Below are 18,404 nucleotides of genomic sequence, written 5' to 3' on the forward strand. Positions count from 1 at the left end.
GTCAGAACTCGTAGGTGGCGGGCGCGGACGCCTCGCTGTCGGTGGGATTAGAGAGCGCCTCGGCCTGCGCCGCCACGGTGACGAGGTCGAACAACTGGCCCACCCGCAGGGCTCCGGGCCACTGTTCGTCGAGACGCCGCTGCAGTTCCACGACGCGGTGGGAGTTGCCGCCGACGTCGAAGAATCCGTCCTCGGGACCGAAGTCGTCGTGCCCCAGCACGGCCGCCCACTGTTCGGCCACCGACCGTTGCAGCACCGTCCAGCGGGGTCGCGCCGCCGGCTCCGCCTCGGAAACGAGTGCGCGCAGCGCGTTCTCGTCCACCTCGCCGCCCGCCGTTCGCGGGACCGCTCCGAGTGCGACGAACCGGGCGGGCACCGAGCGGGCGTCGAGCCGTGCGGCGCTGAACTCCCGCAGGTCTTCCGCCATCGGCAGCACGGCCGCCGCGGCCGCGGGCACCCAGAATGCCGTGACACCGGTCGCGGTCGTGAGGACCACGGCCTCGCGGACCGCCGGGTGACTCTCCACGACGTCCGCGACCGACCGTGCCCGCGATCCGGCGGCGTCGACGGTCAGCAGTCGTCCCGACCGGGTCCACCGGGCGAGCGCGCCCGTCCGGACCATCCGCGCGCCCGGGGGCCCGAACGGGTGCGCCACGAACGTGGCGGCCGCCGCGCGTGCCGAGGTGTGGTGCTCCCGCGTGTCGGCGGCGTACACCGCTCCGGTCACACCCTCGGGGGCGAGCTGCAGCCGGGGGTCGAGCACGAACGTCCCCGCCGCCGCGCTCCATTCACGGATCCGGGTGCGCTCGTCCGGGGCCAGCAGGTCGACGGCGCCGACGGGGACGCTCGGATCCGCGACGAACGCGGCGAGGATCGTGGTGAACCGCTCGGCGAGGGCCCGCACGGTCGCCTCGTCGAAAATGTCGGTCGCGTATGTGAATCCGGCCGCCATCCCTTCCGGGGTTCCGCAGTCGTCGTACCGTTCCCGCATCGTCAGGTGCAGGTCGAACAGGGAGACCTCGACGTCGGGTTCGAGAATTTCGGCTTCGAGGTGCGGGAGCGCGAGATCGGGGTGCTCGGTGTTGCGGAACTCGAGCAACACCTGGAACAGCGGTGAATGGGACTGGGAGCGAGGCGGGTTCAGTGCTTCCACCACCCGCTCGAACGGGACGTCCGCGTGTGCGTAGGCTGCGAGGTCGGTCTCGCGGACCTGCTCGAGCAAATTCTCGAACGTCCCCGACACGTGGGTCCGCAGCACGAGTGTGTTCACGAACATGCCCACCACGTCGTCGAGGACGGCCTCGCCGCGGCCGGCGACCGGCGACCCGATCACCACGTCGCCGGAGCCGCCCGAGCGGGACAGCAGCACGGCGAGGGCGGTGTGCACGATCATGAACACGGTGCACCGCCGGGTCCGCGCCAGCGCCACCGCCTCGCGGTGCAGGTCGGCGCCGATCGTGAACGTGACCCGGTCGCCGGCGGCCGACCGGCGGGGCGGGCGGTCACGGTCCGTGGGCAACTCGGTCACGGCCGGCGCGCCGGCGAGGGCGGACCGCCAGTAGCCGAGTTGCCGGGACAGCAGGGAGTGCGGGTCGTCCTGCGAGCCGAGGAGTTCCCGCTGCCACACGGTGTAGTCGGGGTACTGCACCGGCAGCGGCTCCCATCCGGGCGCGCAGCCCTCGGACCGCGCGGTGTAGGCCGTCAGCACGTCGCGGGCGAGCGGAACCATCGAGAACCCGTCGGCCGCGATGTGGTGCACCACGACGACGAGGACGTGCCGGCGGTCGCCGAGCGCGAACAGCCGAGCCCGCATCGGCACCTCGGCGGCGACGTCGAATCCCGCGGACACGAGATCCGAGATCTGTCCCGGTACCGAATCTTCGGATGCCGACACGGTGAGCTGTGCGACGTGCCCCGCACCGACGATCACCTGGGTGGGTCCCGTGTCGCCGTACGGGTACCGGGTGCGGAGCGATTCGTGCCGTTCCACGACGTCGGCGAGGGCGGCGGTCAGCGCGTCGACGTCGAGGTCCCCCGACAGGCGGACGATCATCGCGACGTTGTACGCGGGCGAGGACGGGTCGAACTGGTTGAGGAGCCACATCCGGTGCTGTGCCCACGACAGCGGTACCGGGTCGGGGCGCCGGGGCACCGCCACCGCGGGGCGGGCCTCCCCGCCCGCGGTCTCGCGGGCGATCCGCGCCGCGAGCGCCCGCACGGTCGGGGCCTCGAACACGTCCCGCACACCGACGTCCGCACCGAGCGCGGAGTTGATGCGCGCGACCACCTGCGTCGCGGTCAGCGAGTTGCCACCGGACGCGAAGAAGTCGTCGTCGGCTCCGACGACGCCGGTCCCGAGGACGTCGGCGAACACGTCGGCCACCGCGGACTCGAACGGGGTGGCGGGCGCACGGAAGACGCGGGGGGCGAATTCGGGTTCGGGCAGTGCGTGCCGGTCGACCTTGCCGTTGGCTCCCAGCGGAAGCCGGTCGAGGACGGTCACCGAGGCGGGCACCATGAACGGCGCGAGCACCGATGCGGCGAACTGCAGCACCTCGGTCGTGTCGAGATCCGCGCCGTCCCCGGCCGTGACGTACCCGGCGAGGACCGCCTCGGCGGCGGGTGTGCGGCGCACCACGACCACCGCCTGCGCGACACCGGGGCAGCGGGTGAGCGCCGCCTCCACCTCCCCGGGCTCGACTCGCTGGCCACGCAGCTTGACCTGGAAGTCGTTGCGGCCCAGATATTCCAGACGTCCGTCCTTCGTCCATCGCATCAGATCCCCGGTGCGGTACATCCGCGAGCCCGGGTGGTCGAACGGGTTCGCCACGAATGCGCCGGCAGTCGCGCCGGCCCGCCGGTGGTAGCCGCGCGCCAGCCCGTCCCCCAGCACGTACAACTCACCCACCACCCCGACCGGCACCGGACGCAACCACTCGTCGAGGACGAGTTCGCGGACGCCGCGCATCGGGTGGCCGATCCGGACGGGATCGCCGGGGGTCATCGGATCGCCGATGTTCGACATCACCGTCGTCTCCGTCGGGCCGTAGCCGACGAGCAGGGTGCGCCCGGCCGCCCAGCGTGCCAGCAACTCCGGCGGGCAGCGCTCGCCGCCGACGACGAGGGCGTGCAGCAGCCGCAGACCTCGCGGGTCGATCGTTGCCAGGACCGCCGGGGTGGTGAATGCGTGCGTGATCCGCTCTGCCGCAAGCAGTTCCGTCAGCGCGGCGCCGCCGTACACGTGCGGCGCCGCGATCACCAGTCGCGCGCCCGCGCCGAACGCCATGAGGTATTCGAGCATCGTCGCGTCGAACCCGGGCGACGCGAGATTCAGCACCCGGGACGCGTTCGTCGTCCCATACCGGGTGCGCTGGTCGATCGTGAAGTTCTGCAACCCCGCATGGGTGATCACGACGCCCTTCGGCGCGCCCGTCGACCCGGACGTGTACATCAGGTACGCCGGGTGTCCCGGTCGCAGCGGCACGACCCGGTCCTCGTCGGTGATCGGCCGGGACTCCCACCTCCGCGTCGGACCCGGGTAGTCGAGGAGCAGCCATTCCACGCCGTCCGGCATCCGGTCGCGCTGTTCGGCGACGGTGAGTCCCACCGCGGCCCCGCAGTCGGCGAGGATGTCGGTGATTCTCGCGGACGGCAGGCTCGGATCCACCGGCACGAACGACGCACCCGATTTCGCCACCGCCCACACCGCCACCACCAGTTCCACGGATCGGACGAGCCCGATCGCCACGTGGTCCTCGGGCCCGATTCCGCGGCGGATCAGCACCCACGCCAGGCGGTTCGACCAGTCGTCTAGTTCGCGATACGACATCACCGCGTTGCCGTACGACAGCGCGACGGCGTGCGGGTCCCGCGCGGCCGCGGCGGAGAGGATCTCCGGCAGCAGCCGGGTGGTGCCGGTGGGCCGACCGCGCACCGGCACCAGAGCCTCGCGTTCGCCGGGGGACAGCAGATCGAACCGGGCCAGCGGAACGTCCGGGTCCGCGACCACCGCGTCGAGGAGCCGCACGTAGCGTTCGGCGAACTTCCGCACGGTCGCGGCGTCGAAGATGTCGGTGGCATAGGTGAATCCGGCGCTGATCCCGGCGGGTTCCCCGCTCTCCCCGAACCTTTCGGCCAGGGTCAGCTGCAGGTCGAACGTGGAGACGGAGACACCGAGGTCGATCTCGTGCACGTCCAGTTCCGGCAGGATCGGGGTGGGCCGCTCGACGTCCTGGAATTCGAACAGCACCTGGAACAGCGGCGCGTGGGCGGTGGTGCGCGGGAGCGCGAGTGCCTCGACGACCCGTTCGAACGGCACCTCGGCGTGCGCGAACGCCTCCAGGTCGCGGTCCCGGACGGCCGCGAGCACCGCGGCGAACGAGTCGGCGCCGTGGACCGGGGTGCGCAGTGCCAGGGTGTTGACGAACATCCCGACCACGTCGTCGAGGACGGCCTCTCCGCGTCCCGCCACCGCGGATCCGATCATCACGTCGGCGGTGCTCCCCAGGCGGGACACCAGGACCGCGAACGCCGCGTGGGTCACCATGAACACCGTCGCATCGTGCTCCCGCGCCAGGGCGACCACCTTCCGGTGCAAGCGGTTCCCGATGTCGAACGACTCCCGCGCGCCGGTGAGCGTCCGGTGTTCGGGACGGGGCCGATCCATCGGCAGGTCCGTCACGATCGGCGCGTCGGCGAGCACGGAACGCCAGTACCCGAGCTGGCGGGACATCAACGAGCGCGGATCGTCCTCCGCGCCGAGCAGCGCCCGCTGCCACACGCTGTAGTCGGAGTACTGCACCGGGAGCGGCACCCAATCCGGCGCGTGTCCCCGCACCCGGGCGGTGTACGCGGACGTCACGTCCCGGGCGAGCGGTCCGAGCGACAACGCGTCCGCCGCGATGTGATGGACCACCAGGGCCAGGGCGTGATCCTGCGGACCGAGCTCGAACAGGTGCGCCCGCAACGGAACCTGCGCGGTCACCTCGAAGCCCGCGGACAGTGCCGCGGCGAGCCGGTCCCGGAGTTCGCCGTCCCCCGACACCGGGACCGCGCGGAGGCGGCGCACCGCGTCCGCCGCCGGAATCACCGACTGCACGGGCGTGTCGCCCCGCATGGGGAAGATCGTTCGCAACGCCTCGTGCCGGTCCACGACGTCGGTCAGCGCGGCGTGCAGTGCGTCGACGTCGAGGGGGCCGCGCAACCGGAACGCGGCCGCGATGTTGTAGGCGGGCGACGTCGTGTCGAACTGGTCGAGGAACCACATCCGCGTCTGTGCCAGGGACACCGGTGCCGCGGCGGACCGGCCGGTGGCCACCAGCGGCGGCCGTCTCGCCGAGTCCGCCTGGGACACCCGGGCGGCCAGCGACCGCACCGTCCGCGCCTCGAACACGTCGCGCACTCCCACGGCCGCACCGAGCACACTCTGAATCCGCGCGACGACCTTCGCCGCGACCAGCGAGTTGCCACCGAGGGCGAAGAAGTCGTCGTCGACCCCGACCGCGGGCACCCCGAGAAGCGCCGCGAACACGACCGCGATCGCCTCCTCGGCGGGGGTGCCCGGGGCCACGAACTCGGCACCGGAATCGTTGGCGGGCACCGGAAGTGCCGCCCGGTCCAGTTTCCCGTTGACGGTGAGCGGCAGCCGCGCGAGGATCGTCACCGACGCCGGGACCATGTACGACGGCAGCGCGGTTGCCGCGAACTCCAGCACGGCCCCCGGATCGACGGCCGCACCCGCCTCGGGCACCACGTACGCAGCAGGCGCCGGACCGGTCACCGGATCCTCGTGCAGCGTCACCACCGCCTGCGCGACGCCCTCGCATCGGCCCAGCACCCACTCGACTTCGCCGAGTTCCACCCGGAATCCGCGGATCTCGATCTGGAGGTCGTCGCGTCCGAGGTAGTCGAGACCACCGTCCCGCCGCCACCGCACCACGTCCCCGGTCCGGTACATCCGGTCCCCCGACGCATCCGCGACGAAGCGGGTGGCGGTGAGCCCGGCGCGGCCGAGGTAGCCGCGCGCCACCTGCGGTCCCGCCACGTACAGTTCGCCGGCCACACCGACCGGAACCGGATGCAGCCGCGCGTCCAGCACCGACACCCGGAGCCCGGGAATCGCCCGACCGATCGAGCTCGTCCACGCGGCGTCGGCGAGCGCGCGGCCGAGCTGGAGGTGGGTGACGTGCACCGTCGTCTCGGTGATGCCGTACATGTTCACGAGCACGGGTGCGTGTTCGCCGCGTCGGGAGTACCAGCGTTCCAGCTGCCCGAAGTCGAGCGCCTCGCCGCCGAGCACGATGTAGCGCAGCGGCGTGGGGCCGGAGTCGCCGGCCGCCTCGGTGGCCTCGATCAGCTGGGAGAACGCCGTCGGCGTCTGGCTCAGCACCGTCACCCGCTCACGGCGCAGCAGCGCGAGGAACGCGGCGGGTGTGCGGGCGGTGTCGAGGTCGACGACGACGAGCGTGCCGCCGTGCAGCAGTGCGCCCCACAACTCCCAGACCGAGAAGTCGAACGCCGGGGAGTGGAACATCGTCCACACGTCGGTGTCACCGAACCGGAACAGGTCCCGGGTGCCGGTGAAGAGGGAGACCACGTTGCGGTGCGACACCGCGACGCCTTTCGGCCGGCCCGTCGATCCCGACGTGTAGACGACGTAGGCCAGCGAGTCCGGATCGGCCGGTGCCCGTTCCGTCTCGGTCAGCGGGTCCGCGGATCGGCCGTCGAGTTCGGGGTCCTGCGAATCGAGAAACAGCACCGGAACGTTCGACCCGGGCAGCGCGGCCGCGGTGTCGCGGGTCGCGAGCACACACACCGGCCGGGCGTCGGCGACGACGAGCGCCGAACGCTCACCGGGGTGATCCACGTCCACCGGCACATACGCGGCGCCGGTCTTGACGACCGCGAGGAGTGCGACGACGAGCGCCGCCGTCCGCGGCATCGCGACGGCGACCGTCGACTCTGGTCCTGCCCCCAGCGAGAGAAGGTGCCGGGCAAGGCGGTTCGACCGGGCATCGAGCTCGCCGTACGTGAGGCGCTCCCCGCCCGACACGACGGCGGGGGCGCCGGGGCTCCGCGCGGCCCGGTCTTCGAACAACGCGCCGAGCGTCGTCCGGTCGGCGGCGTCCGCCTGCCGGGTCGACCAGTCCCGCAGCAGGGCGCGTTCGGCCGGGTCGACCAGGTCGATGTCCCCGACCGCGACGGACGGATCCGCGACACCCGCCGCGGCGGTCCGCACGAACCGCTGGGCGAGCCCGTCCACGGTGGCGGCGTCGAACAGGTCCGTCGCATAGGCGAAGCGGGCCGTCCCGTCCGACACCGTCACCCGCAGGTCGAGGTCGCCGAGTTCCCCGCCGGAGTCCGAGAATTCGAGCAGCACCTGGAAGAGCGGTGCGTGGGACGCGGACCGCGGCCGGTCGAGGGCCTGGGCGATGGCGTCCACCGGTACGCCGCGATGAGCGCTCGCCCGCTCGGCGGCGTCCCGGACCGTGTCGACGACGTCGCCGAACCGATCCGCGCCGCGGACCCGGGTCCGCGACACCACCACGTCGGTGTCCGTCCGCAGTCCGAGGACGAGGTCGCCGGTACGAGCCGAACGTGCGAGCACCAGCGCGAGCACCGCGTGCGTGACTGTGGCCGCGTCCGTGCGATGCGCCTCGGCGAACTCTGCGAGCCCGCTTCGCAGTTGCGGGTCGAGTGCGACGGCCACGGCGGCGCTGCGGTGGGACGGTCGTGCGGGCCGCGGACGGTCGGTGGGCAGATCCAGCAGCGGCGGTGCACCCGCCAGCGTGCGCGTCCAGAAGTCGAGACGGGCCGTCTCCCCGTGGACGGTGCCGACGGGGGCGTCCGCGCCGGCCGCGAGGAAGTCGCCGAGCAGTTCCACGAATCGCCGGTGATGGGCGCCCACCTCGCCGGGGTCGTACCGGTGCGGGTTGGCCAGGAAATGGACGAACGTGCGGACCGGGGCGCCGCTCTGGTACACGTTGACGAGCAGGTCGTCGACCGGGCCGGACGTGACGATGTGGTACTCGCCGACGAGCGGCCCGAGGGCGAGTTCCTGATGGAAGAGCATCACGTTGACCATCGGTCCCGACAACGACTCCGCGGCAGCGGCCCCCGCGTCGCGCCGGATGTCGCCGAGCCCGAAACGCTGATGCCGCAGCGCACCCATCAGGTCCAGTTGCACCCGCTCGATCAGTTGCCCCACGGTGTCCTCGGGCCGGATCCGCACGGGAAGCGGCACGACACCCGCGACCATTCCGCCGGACCGCCGCAGGGTCGCGGTGGTGCGCGCCGACACCGGGATCTTCACGAGCACGTCCCGGCGTCCCGTCATCCTCGACAGGTAGCAGGCGAACGCGGCGATGATCGCGGCGGTTCCGTGGGTGCCTGCGACGCCCAGCGCCCGCTCCGCGGCGTCCGGGAGAGGACCGGCGGCGTCGGTGCTCGTGGCAACGGCGGGCCCGGTCCGCCTGGCCAGTGTCGATCCGGGCCCGAGACCGCTGATCCGATCGGCCCAGAACTGCCGGTCCGCGGCGAAGCGGCTCGACGAGCGGTACTGCTGGTCGGCGTCGTACAGATGCCTGGGGTCCGCGGCCTCACCGGGTGGCAGGTCCCGGCCGAGCACCTCCGCCGAGTACCGGGCCGCGATGCGGTTGAGCATCGTCATCGCACCGTAGCCGTCCAGGGCCACATGGTGAATCTTGCTGTACCACAGGTAGTGCTCGTCACCGACCCGGAGGATCGACGATTCGACGAGCCGGTCGCGGGTCGGATCGAGCGGGGTCTCGCAGTCGGCGCGCATCCACCGGCGGGCGGCGTCCACCGGTTCGGCGTCGCCGCGGAAGTCCACCAGCCCGACCGACCGGTCCGCAGCGGGGTCGACCATCTGGAACGGCTGGCCGTCCCGGTCGATCAACCGGAGAAACGGCGATCCGAATTCGTCCGCGGTCGCGACGGTGGCCGCCCGCAGGACGTCGACGTCCAGGTCGCCGCGGATTTCGACGTACTGGGCGATGCACAGCGGCACGTCGGGGGCCAGTTGCTGGGCCAGCCAGGTCTCGTATTGGGCCGAGGACAACGGGAACGGTGTTCCGGCGCTGCCCACGGCCTCGGTATGGTGCTCACGCAACGCCACCACCTCCGCTGGGCAGCAGCCGGCGCAACGCCGCCTCGTCCACCTTGCTGCTCGGCGCGAGTGGGAGCGCGCCGAGTGCGAGGAAGCGGTCGGGCACGGCCTGCGCGACGAGTCGTTCGGCACAGTGCGCGATCAGGTCGCGGGGTGTGGGCAGCAGGGTCGCCGCCGCTGCGGGCACCCAGAACGCGGTCAGTGCCGTCTCCCCGTGTTCGTCGGCGGTCGCGAGGACCACCGCCTGGTGGATCGCGGGGTGACTCTCCAGTGCGGCCTCCACCGCGTGCCTCTCGACGCGGGCGCCCCGCACCTTCACCTGCCCGTCGAACCGGCCGCAGAATTCGATGTCGCCGTGCGGGTCGACGCGCGCGAGGTCGCCGGTGTGATACATCCGGGCGCCCGGCCGCTCCGCGAAGGGGTCGGCGACGAACCGGGCCGCGGTGGCGGCGGGGCGGGACGCGTAGCCCTCGGAGATCTGGGGACCGCCGACGTACAGGTCCCCGACCGCCCCGTACGGCACCTCGACCAGTTTCGCGTCGAGGACGTACGCCGTGCTCGCGCCCAGTGGTCTGCCGATCGGCGCGATCGAGGCGGGGACGTCGCGCACCGGATGGGCGAGGCAGCTGACGGTCGTCTCCGTCGGACCGTACTCGTTGCTCAGCGGAACGCCGGGCAGCACCGCCCGGTGCTGGGCGACGAGCACACCCGGAAGAGCCTCGCCCGCAAGCGTCACCAACCGCAGGCGCTCACGCAGCGGGGTGAGGTGCGGCAGCAGCAGCCGGTAGAAGGACGGGGTCGCCACCAGGTGGGTGGCCCGCCACGTCCGGGCGAGCGCGGCGACCGCCTCGGCGTCCATCAGTTCGTGCGCGGCCGGGAGCACACTGGTGCCGCCGGTGCACAGCGCCCAGAGGGTCTTCAGCAGGGAGCCGTCCCAGGTGAGGCGGAACGCGGAGAACGTGACCAGGTCGCCCTCCTCGTAGTCGTAGTCCCGGCCGTCGACCATGCTCGCGAGGTTGGCGCGGCTCGCGACCACGGCCTTGGGGGTGCCGGTCGATCCGGACGTGGTGATCACGTACGCAGGGGCGGCGGCGGGCACGTCTCCGGGAAGTTCGGCCGCCGGTTCGTCTTCGGGCGCGGGGCCCCGGTCCCGGTCGTACAGTGCCGGAACCCGCCCGCCCGCACTGCGGGCCAGTGCCTCGACCGCTTCCGGTGCCGTTTTCGGATCCGCGGACCCGAAGACGATGGCGCCGCAGTCGATGTCGCCGAGGAGTGCGCGGAGTTGCCGCGCCGGATGTCCGGGCTCGATCACGCACCACGCCGCGCCCAGCCGCAGCGCCGCGATCATCGCCACGACCGTCTCGACGCTCTGCCGCTGGTGGATCAGCACCACCTGGCCGGGCCGTACGCCCAGGGCCGCGAGTCGGCGCGCCAATGCCTCGCTCACCGAGTCGAGTTCGCGGTACGTCAGCGACCGGTCACCGATCACGATCGCGGTCCGGCCGGGAACCCGACGGCACTGGCGGAGGATCCCGGACGTCACTCCGCCGCTCGCGACCACGTCCGTCATGGCGTCACGTCTCCCTCGAGAACCGTGACATGATCGGCGTTCGGTGCCGCCGCACTGCGGACGTCGTTGCACAACAGCAGCATCCGATCGGGATTCGCGTCGACGACGTCGAAGCCCGCGAATCGCAGCGTCACCAGCATGACCCGGTTGACGTCGGTCGGCACGAACTCGGCGAGCGCTCGCCGGCCGTGGGCGCGGGCCCGCTCCACGACGTGCCGGATCAGCGCCGTCCCGACGCCACGGGACATCACCCGGCACGACATCAGCAGCAGTTGCAGGACCGAATCGCCGCCGCGGATCTCCGAGACCGCCAGACCGATGGTGCCGTACCCGCCGAACCGGTCGCCGAGCGACGCGACGAGCACCTCGTGATCGTCGGAGGCGCAGAGCCCGCGCAGGTCGTCGATTCCGAAAGTCCTTCCTGTCGTGTTCAGTTGGTGAGACCGCACGGTCAGTTCGTGGGCGCGCTCGAGGTCGTCCTCGTTCGCCCGGCGGACCGTCATGACCAGTTCGAGCGAGGCCAGGAACTCGGCGTTCGACCCGTGGAACTCCTGTTCGCTCACCTGCCGGATCCGTTCGGCGCGGTACAGCGACCTCCGCTGCCTCGCCTCCGCGGTGACGGCGGGCGGCGTCAACTCGGGAAGGTCGGGGAACGACGCGATCTGTTCGGCGGGATAGCACCGCACCGGGGGCAGCGCCTCGGACACCTCGGCGCGCTCGACGGGATCGTTGTCGACGAAGGCGATCGTGTCGAGGCCCAGGTTCAGTGTTTCCGCGATGCGGCGCACGGCCTCCGACTTCGGGCCCCACCCGACGTCGATGGCGCAGAACAGTTCCTCGATGCCGTGCATCCGCAGGTGCGCGGCCGCGGGTTCGAATTCGCCGCGGCTCGCCACGGCATGCAGGATTCCGCGACGGTCGAGCACGTCCAGGGCGCGGAGCGCGTCCGCGGTCGGCACGGCAGCGTCGTGTTCGAGGACGACCCCGTCCCAGATGGTGTCGTCGAGATCCCAGACCACGCACTTGACCGTCTGTGCCATCGCGATCACATCCCGCGCCCGGGTCGGTCCGGCAGGCGCCGGAGCAGTGCACTGCTCCACGCCGCGACCGGGCTGCTGTTCATGATCACGCAGTAATCGCCGGGCGCCTGCGCGGACGCGGCGCGCTCGAGGTTCGCCACCACGTCGACGGAGCCGAGGTGTCCGTACCGGGCGAGGTTGTCGCGGCAGACGGGATCGATCGCGACGTCGAGCGCCTCCTGCCAGAACGCGAACGCGCCGAGGGACAGGTTCTGCATGAGGAACACGCCGATCCCGTCCTGCTGCAGCCCGTTCCGGGCCAGCAGCTCCGCGTTGATCTCCGTGAACCGCTTCCGGCTCTCGACCGCCAGGCGAAACGAGTACGTGGGTTCGTCGGCGCATTCCTCGACCCAGTCGGCTTCGCGGACGTCGCGGTAGTCGATGTGGAAGAGGTCGGCGTATTTGCCGTCGCTGCGGATCATCTGGTCGACGAGTTCGTACCGCCCGGTCCCCGACGTCGTCAGCAGGACCGCGGCCGCTCCGTCGCCGAGGAGCGTCATCGGCGATCGGTACCGCGACCGGGTTGGTGTCTTCGCCGCCGCGACGACGAGCACGTTCTGGCAGCGGGGGTCGCCGCGGAGCATCGCCGACGCGAGCGTGAACGCCGCCGAGACGGACACGCACCCGAGGTCCCCCACGCCGGTCGTGAACGCCTGGGTCGCGCCGAGGCGGTGCTGCAGCCGGGTCGCCTCGGACGCGAGCAGATACTGCGGAACCCGGCCCTGGACGAGCAGCAGCGCGTCGAGTTGGGTGGCGTCGAGGCCGGACGTGCGCAGCGCCTCCTCCGCCGCGGCCTGCGCCAGATCCACTTCGGCGAGACCGATTCCGATCCGCACCGTGTCGATGCCGAGTGCCAGCGCGTGCTCGCGCTGCGCGATCGGCAGTTCGTCGAGTTCCGGCAGTCCCGCCACGGTCACCTCGTCGTCGGGAAACCACAGCGCGACCGACTCGATCGTGACCGGCGGATCAGCCGTCATCGCACACCTCCCCCGAGGACGTAGTCACCGATCTGGAGTTCGGCGACCTCGGTCGAGCCCTCGATGATCTGCATGACCTTCGCGTCGCGGAAGAAGCGCCCCACCCTGCTGCCGGGGACACAGCCCGCGGCACCGAGCACCTGGACCGCCTGCCCGCTCACCGATGCGGCGACGCGGGCGGCGGCGTACTTCGCGGCGATCGTCGTGAACAGCGCGCTCGGCTCGTGCGCATCGCGTTGCTCGGCGGCCCGTTCGCACAGGGCGCGGGCACCGGCCGCGTCGACCCAGCTGCGTCCGAGGATCGCGCGGACCGAGTCGTGCTCGGACAGCACGGCGCTGCCCTGCACCCGGGTGGACGCGTGCGCGACAGCGTCGGCGAGGCACCCGCGCGCCATCCCGGCGCACCCCCACGCCACCGTGTACCGGCCGTGGTCCAGGGCCGTTCCGACGACGTGGGACAGCCCGAATCCCGGCGGTGCGATCAGGTGGTCGGCGGGGACGACGACGCCGTCCAGCGCGATGTGCGCGATCCGGGCGCCGCGCATGCCCAGCTGCCCGGAGACCGGTTCGACGGTCACCCCCAGCGCGTCCGTTTCGACGAGCGCGGTGGTCAGCCCGGCCGGTGACCGGCCGAGAACGAGCAGGACGTCCGCCACCTCACCGAACGTGACCCACAGTTTCCGACCGGTGATCCGGTGGTCCGGGCCGTGCTCCTCGAAACTGGTAGTCACGGAGGAGAGGTCGCTGCCGGCCCCGCTCTCGGTGGCGGCGAATCCGGCGAGGAGCTCGCCGGTCGCCAGGGCAGGCACCCACCGTGCCCGCTGTTCGGCGGTGCCCCACCGGTCGACGGCGGCGTTCACCATCCCCTGCACGGTCAGCAGCGAACGCAACGACGTGCAGACCGCACCCAGTCTTTCTGCGACCGAGCCGAGTTCGGCGGCGTTCAGGCCCAGTCCCCGGCAGTCCGTCGTCCGGTCCAGCCCGAGGACACCCGCCTTCGCGGCGGCCTCGACGACCTCGACCGGCAGCCCGGTCTCGTCCCAGCTGCCTGCGTCGGTCTCGGCGGAGGCGACAAGCGTGTCGATACCGATCACGGCGACGCCCCGTCCGTCGCACGAAGCTGCTCGCCCCGCTTCCTCCGTATGAACCCCGCAACCCGGGCCGCGGTGCGGAAGTTGTCGAGGTCGAGATCCTCCACCTCGACCACGACGTCGTGGGAGCCTTCGATGTACGTGACGATCTCCAGTGCCCGCAACGAACTCACCAGTCCCAGGGTGAAGTAGTCGTCGTCGGGACCGAGTTCCGTCGACGTGATCGAGCTCAGGTACTGCCGTAGCTGCTCGATCAGCTCGTCATGGGACTCGGGCACAGGTGCATTTGCTGTGTCCATGGGCCTGGGATTCCCATTTGGACCAGCGTTCAATCATCGTGCTCTCAGGCGGCGAGCAGCCCCGGCAGTCCCCACTCCGCCGCGAGCAGTTCGTAGGAGCGCAACCGGTCGGTGTGATCGTGGGTGACGCTGGTGATCACCAGTTCGTCGGCGTCGGTGAGCCTTCGCAGGCTGTCGAGTCTGTCCGCGACGGTGGCCGGTGCCCCCACGAACTGGGTGATCAGCCGGTCCTCGACCAACGCGCGTTCCGTGTCGCCCAGCGCTGCGGTGTGTGCCGGGTCGGGATACGGGATCGCGCCGTGCCCACTGCGGATGCTGTGCGTCCAGTGCCCGAACGTCGACGCCAGTTCCTGCGCGGTCGCATCGTCCTCCGCCACGACCGTGTCGGCGGAGACGACGACGTAGGGCCTCTGCAGGTACGCCGACGGCCGGAACGCGGCCCGGTAGGCCTCGACCGCCTCGATCGTCGTCGACGGGCTCACGTGGTAGTTCGCCCCGAACGGCAGCCCCAGCCGGCCGGCCAGTTCGGCGCTCGGCCCCGCGCTGCTGCCGAACACCCATACGTCGACGTCCGCGCGCTCGCCGGGACTCGCGTGCAGCTCGATCCCGTCCGGAGTGCGATACGTGCCGCCGAGCAGCGCCAGAATGTCGTCGACCTGCTGGTCGAATGCGGGCGACAGCGCGCCCGGCTGCTGCAGGACCGACTGCGCCGCCGTGAGCCGCGGGGACAGCAGCAGACCGGACGGGTCGAACGGCGCCGGGATCACGACGCCGTCGCGGATCTCGGTCTCGCGGCGGGGCGGGGCCGGCTGCTTGGTGCGTTCGGCAACCGCTTTCAACGCCTCGGCCCGCCGCTGACCCGACCGTCCGAGCCCGAGGTCGAGGCGACCCGGGTACAGCGCGTCGACGGTGCCGAACGCCTCGACGACGGCGGCCGCGGTGGTGTGGCCCAGTTGCACCGCGGCGGCGCCGACCCGGAGCGTGCTGGTCGCCGCGGCCAGGATCCCGACGAGCACGGCCGGCGAGGAACTGGCGACACCGACGAAGTGGTGCTCGGCCACCCAGTACCGCTTGTATCCCCACCTTTCGGCGTGCTGGGCGAGGTCGACGGTGTTCCGCAGCGCCGTGCGTGCGGTGGCCCCCTCGCTGACGGGCGACAGATCGAGGACGGACAGCGGAGTGGTCATGAGGGCACTTTCTGAAGAGAGCGGGGATGGACAGCGCGGTGGCTGCGCGGGGCACCGAGTCCGAGGTGCTGCCGCAGCGTGGCGGTGGTGTAGTCGGTACGCAGAACGCCGCGGTCCCGGAGCAAGGGCACCACCGTGTCGACGAACTCGTCGAGCCCGGCGGGGGTGGCCTGGGAGTCGAGAACGAATCCGTCCGCCGCCTCCCCGTCGACCCACCGGACGATCCGGTCCGCGACGGCGGTGGCGGTGCCCGCGAACGTCGCGGTGCACAGGACCTTCACCGCACCGGCGGGCCTGCCGGCTTCGACCGTCCGGCGCGCGACGTCGGCGTAGACGGCGCGAGCGGACTCGAACGTGCCAGGCGGAGCGAGAATCACGTCAGCGTGCCGGGCGGCGAGATCCCGGGATTCCGGCCCGTCGCCGGACACGATCACCACGGGTTGCGCCTGCGGACTCCTCGGCACGGTGAAGCGTCCACCGATGTCGAAGTGCCTGCCCCGGTGGTAGAACGCCCCGGCGGTGGGGTTCGAGACGAATCGCCCCGCGCCGCGGTCGACCGTCACGACCCCCTCGGCCCAGGAATCCCACAGCGTGCGGGCGGTGTCGACGAACTCCGCGGCCCGCTCGTCGCCGGGAGCCGGCGTGTTCCACGCCGCACGGCCGCCGGACAGGTGATCGAGTGAGGCCAGCCGGCGGGCCACGTCGTACGGTTCGGCGGAGGTCGTGTCCAGCGTCGCCGCGAGCCCCACTGCGTCGGTGTACCCGGCCAGCGCGTTCGCCGCGGTGACACCGTCGGCGAGGAAAAAGTCGAATCTCCCCCGCTCCGCGGTGCGGGCGGCATGCGCGAGGACGGCGAAGTCCGTCCGGCCCGCGGGTGCCGCCGCCCCGAGCACGACCTGCTTCTCGGCCATGCCTACCGCGGGTTCTTCTCGCCGGCCTCGACCGCGAGCGTCAGCCGGTTCTCGGCGGGCGCGACCGGGCAGGTGGCGTAGTCGGTGAACGCGCACGGCAGGTTGGACGCACGGTTGAAGTCGAGGATCACCCGGCCGTCGGCGGCGGGGGCGACCACGGCCAGTGACCGTGCCGCGGGGTACGTGCTGACCCCGCTGGTGGCATCGGTGAACAGCACCTGCAGCCCACCGTCCTTGCCGGCGAACGCGACGAGTTCGTGTGCGGCACCGTCGTACTCGAATGCCAGCGTCCCCAGCGCCGTGTGGTGGTGCTCGAGTCCCTCGACGACCGCACCCGTCGTCACGACGCGGGACTGCGGGAACGGGGTGAACGTTCCCGGCACGGCCCACTGCCGCGCAGGCAGGAACGTCGGGATTCCGGTGAACGCGGCGAGGGTGGCGCCCTCGGGGTCGTGGATCCGCAGGGCGACGTCGCCGGTCCGGCGGATCACCTCGACGGTGCGGTTCCCGTGCCGCACCATCAGACCGGGGGCGCCCTCCTGCGGTGCGAGGGTCGCCGTGCCGTCGACAGTCTCGCCGTCGATCTCGAGACCGGCGTCGGCCGGGGCCGTGACGATCAGGCCGTCCGCGTCCGCCCGCCATTTTCCGGGCAGATCGGGGAACGTGGTGTCGGTCTCGACGAGCCAGTGCAGGGCCGTGAGGCTCAGCCAGCCCAGCGGTTCGCGGAAGTAGTCCTCGCGCGCCGAATGCCAGTCCTGCCAGCTCTGCTCGAATGTCGCGGTGTCGGTGACTGCGGTCATGATGCCCGAACTCCTTCTGTCTGATGATGCGGATGGCGCAGTCCGAGATGGCTGCGCAGGGTCGTTCCCGAGTACTCGGTGCGGAAGCTGCCGCGGTCCTGCAGTTCCGGCACCACTTTCTCGACGAATTCGTCCAGCCCGGCCGGGGTGAGGTGCGGCACCAGGATGAATCCGTCGCACGCGTCGGCCTGCACGTAGCGGTCGATCTCCTCGGCCACCTGGGTGGGGGTACCGACGAACTGCTGGCGGGTGGTGACGGCGATGATCAGTTCGCGGATGCTGAGTTTCTCGGCTTCCGCCTTCGACCGCCACTGGGCCGCGATCTCGCGGGGGTCCTTCGCGTGCCGGACCCGGCCGCGGGTGATGGTCGAGTCTTCCGCCGGTTCGACTTCCGGCAGCGGGCCGTCCGGGTCGTACCCGGAAAGGTCACGACCCCAGATCTGTTCGAGGAATGCGATCGCGGTGTGCGGCCCCACCTGCTGACGGCGGATGTGATCGGCGCGTTCGGCCGCGTCCGCCGCGGAGTCGCCCAGGACGAACGTCGCGGCGGGCAGCACCTTGAGATCGTCGTGACCACGCCCGTATTTCGCGAGCCGGCCCTTGACGTCCGAGTAGAACTTCCGGCCGTCCTCGAGCGATCCGTGGATGGTGAAGATCGCGTCCGCCTGCGCGGCCCCGAATTCGCGGCCCTCGTCGGAATCGCCGGCCTGCAGCAGCACCGGATGCCCCTGCGGGCTCCGCGGAATCGTGAATCGTCCCCGGAGGTCGAACTGCGCGCCGGAGTGCACCACCTCGCGGATCGACCGGTCGGGGGCGAACACTCCCCGGGCGCGGTCGATCTGCAGCGCGTCCTGATCCCAGCTGTCCCAGAACTTCCGGGCACCCTCGATCACTTCACCGGCGCGGACGTAGCGGTCCGCCTTGTCGAGATATCCGCCGCGCCGGAAGTTCTCCCCCGTGAACGCGTCCGAGGATGTGACCATGTTCCAGGCGGCCCGGCCGCCGGACAGGTGGTCGAGCGAGGCGAATTGCCGTGCCAGCTCGTACGGTTCGTTGAACGTGGTGTTGATCGTCCCGGCCAGGCCCAGGTGGGTGGTGGCTCCGGCGAGTGCGCCGAGCACCGTCAACGTATCGGGCCGGCCCACCACGTCGAGATCGTGGATCCGGCCCCGGTGCTCACGCAGGCGCAGGCCCTCGGCGAGGAAGAAGAAGTCGAACAGGCCGCGTTCGGCGGTCTCCGCGAGGTGCACGAATGAGTCGAAGTCGATCTGGCTCTTCGAGGCGGGGTCGCTCCACACGGTGGTGTTGTTGACGCCGGGAAAATGGGCGGCGAGGTGAATCTGCTTGCGCTGGTTGCTCATGC

General features: G+C 71.6%; 10 protein-coding genes. All 10 read right to left on the reverse strand.

Annotation, left to right across the window (positions count from 1 at the left end; all coding sequences use genetic code 11):
• Nucleotide 1: 1 nt before the first annotated feature.
• Genes ROP_RS09565 through ROP_RS09610 form a run of 10 tightly spaced genes read right to left on the reverse strand, consistent with a single transcriptional unit; the run spans nucleotide 2 to nucleotide 18,402 of the window.
• Nucleotides 2-9,136, reverse strand: coding sequence for a non-ribosomal peptide synthetase (locus tag ROP_RS09565; protein WP_043826400.1), 9,135 nt, complete (start codon nucleotides 9,134-9,136; stop codon nucleotides 2-4).
• The gene (locus tag ROP_RS09570; RefSeq protein WP_012689128.1) at nucleotides 9,123-10,697 is read right to left on the reverse strand and encodes an amino acid adenylation domain-containing protein; all 1,575 of its coding nucleotides are present in this window, start codon (nucleotides 10,695-10,697) and stop codon (nucleotides 9,123-9,125) included. The genes ROP_RS09565 and ROP_RS09570 overlap by 14 nt, the downstream gene beginning before the upstream one ends.
• Nucleotides 10,694-11,746: an HAD-IIIC family phosphatase gene (locus tag ROP_RS09575; RefSeq protein ID WP_012689129.1), complete on the reverse strand. Its 1,053-nt coding sequence runs from the start codon at nucleotides 11,744-11,746 to the stop codon at nucleotides 10,694-10,696. Before ROP_RS09575 ends, ROP_RS09570 begins: the two co-directional genes overlap by 4 nt.
• Nucleotides 11,743-12,753 (reverse strand): 3-oxoacyl-ACP synthase, encoded by a 1,011-nt coding sequence (locus ROP_RS09580; protein WP_012689130.1) that lies wholly within the window; start codon nucleotides 12,751-12,753, stop codon nucleotides 11,743-11,745. The genes ROP_RS09575 and ROP_RS09580 overlap by 4 nt, the downstream gene beginning before the upstream one ends.
• Nucleotides 12,750-13,847 carry an acyl-CoA dehydrogenase family protein gene (locus tag ROP_RS09585; RefSeq protein ID WP_012689131.1) on the reverse strand — a complete coding sequence of 366 codons (1,098 nt, stop codon included), beginning with the start codon at nucleotides 13,845-13,847 and terminating at the stop codon, nucleotides 12,750-12,752. The genes ROP_RS09580 and ROP_RS09585 overlap by 4 nt, the downstream gene beginning before the upstream one ends.
• On the reverse strand, nucleotides 13,844-14,143 hold the full coding sequence (locus ROP_RS09590) for an acyl carrier protein (RefSeq protein ID WP_012689132.1): 300 nt from the start codon (nucleotides 14,141-14,143) through the stop codon (nucleotides 13,844-13,846). Before ROP_RS09590 ends, ROP_RS09585 begins: the two co-directional genes overlap by 4 nt.
• A 44-nt stretch (nucleotides 14,144-14,187) precedes the next feature.
• Nucleotides 14,188-15,330: an LLM class flavin-dependent oxidoreductase gene (locus tag ROP_RS09595; RefSeq protein WP_012689133.1), complete on the reverse strand. Its 1,143-nt coding sequence runs from the start codon at nucleotides 15,328-15,330 to the stop codon at nucleotides 14,188-14,190.
• The gene (locus ROP_RS09600) at nucleotides 15,327-16,241 is read right to left on the reverse strand and encodes an LLM class flavin-dependent oxidoreductase (protein WP_012689134.1); all 915 of its coding nucleotides are present in this window, start codon (nucleotides 16,239-16,241) and stop codon (nucleotides 15,327-15,329) included. The genes ROP_RS09595 and ROP_RS09600 overlap by 4 nt, the downstream gene beginning before the upstream one ends.
• A 2-nt stretch (nucleotides 16,242-16,243) precedes the next feature.
• Nucleotides 16,244-17,041: a DUF1684 domain-containing protein gene (locus ROP_RS09605; RefSeq protein ID WP_012689135.1), complete on the reverse strand. Its 798-nt coding sequence runs from the start codon at nucleotides 17,039-17,041 to the stop codon at nucleotides 16,244-16,246.
• Nucleotides 17,038-18,402: an NtaA/DmoA family FMN-dependent monooxygenase gene (locus ROP_RS09610; protein ID WP_012689136.1), complete on the reverse strand. Its 1,365-nt coding sequence runs from the start codon at nucleotides 18,400-18,402 to the stop codon at nucleotides 17,038-17,040. Before ROP_RS09610 ends, ROP_RS09605 begins: the two co-directional genes overlap by 4 nt.
• Between the last annotated feature and the right edge of the window lie 2 nt (nucleotides 18,403-18,404).

It is taken from the genome of Rhodococcus opacus B4, assembly GCF_000010805.1.
Classification (GTDB): Bacteria; Actinomycetota; Actinomycetes; order Mycobacteriales; family Mycobacteriaceae; genus Rhodococcus_F; species Rhodococcus_F opacus_C.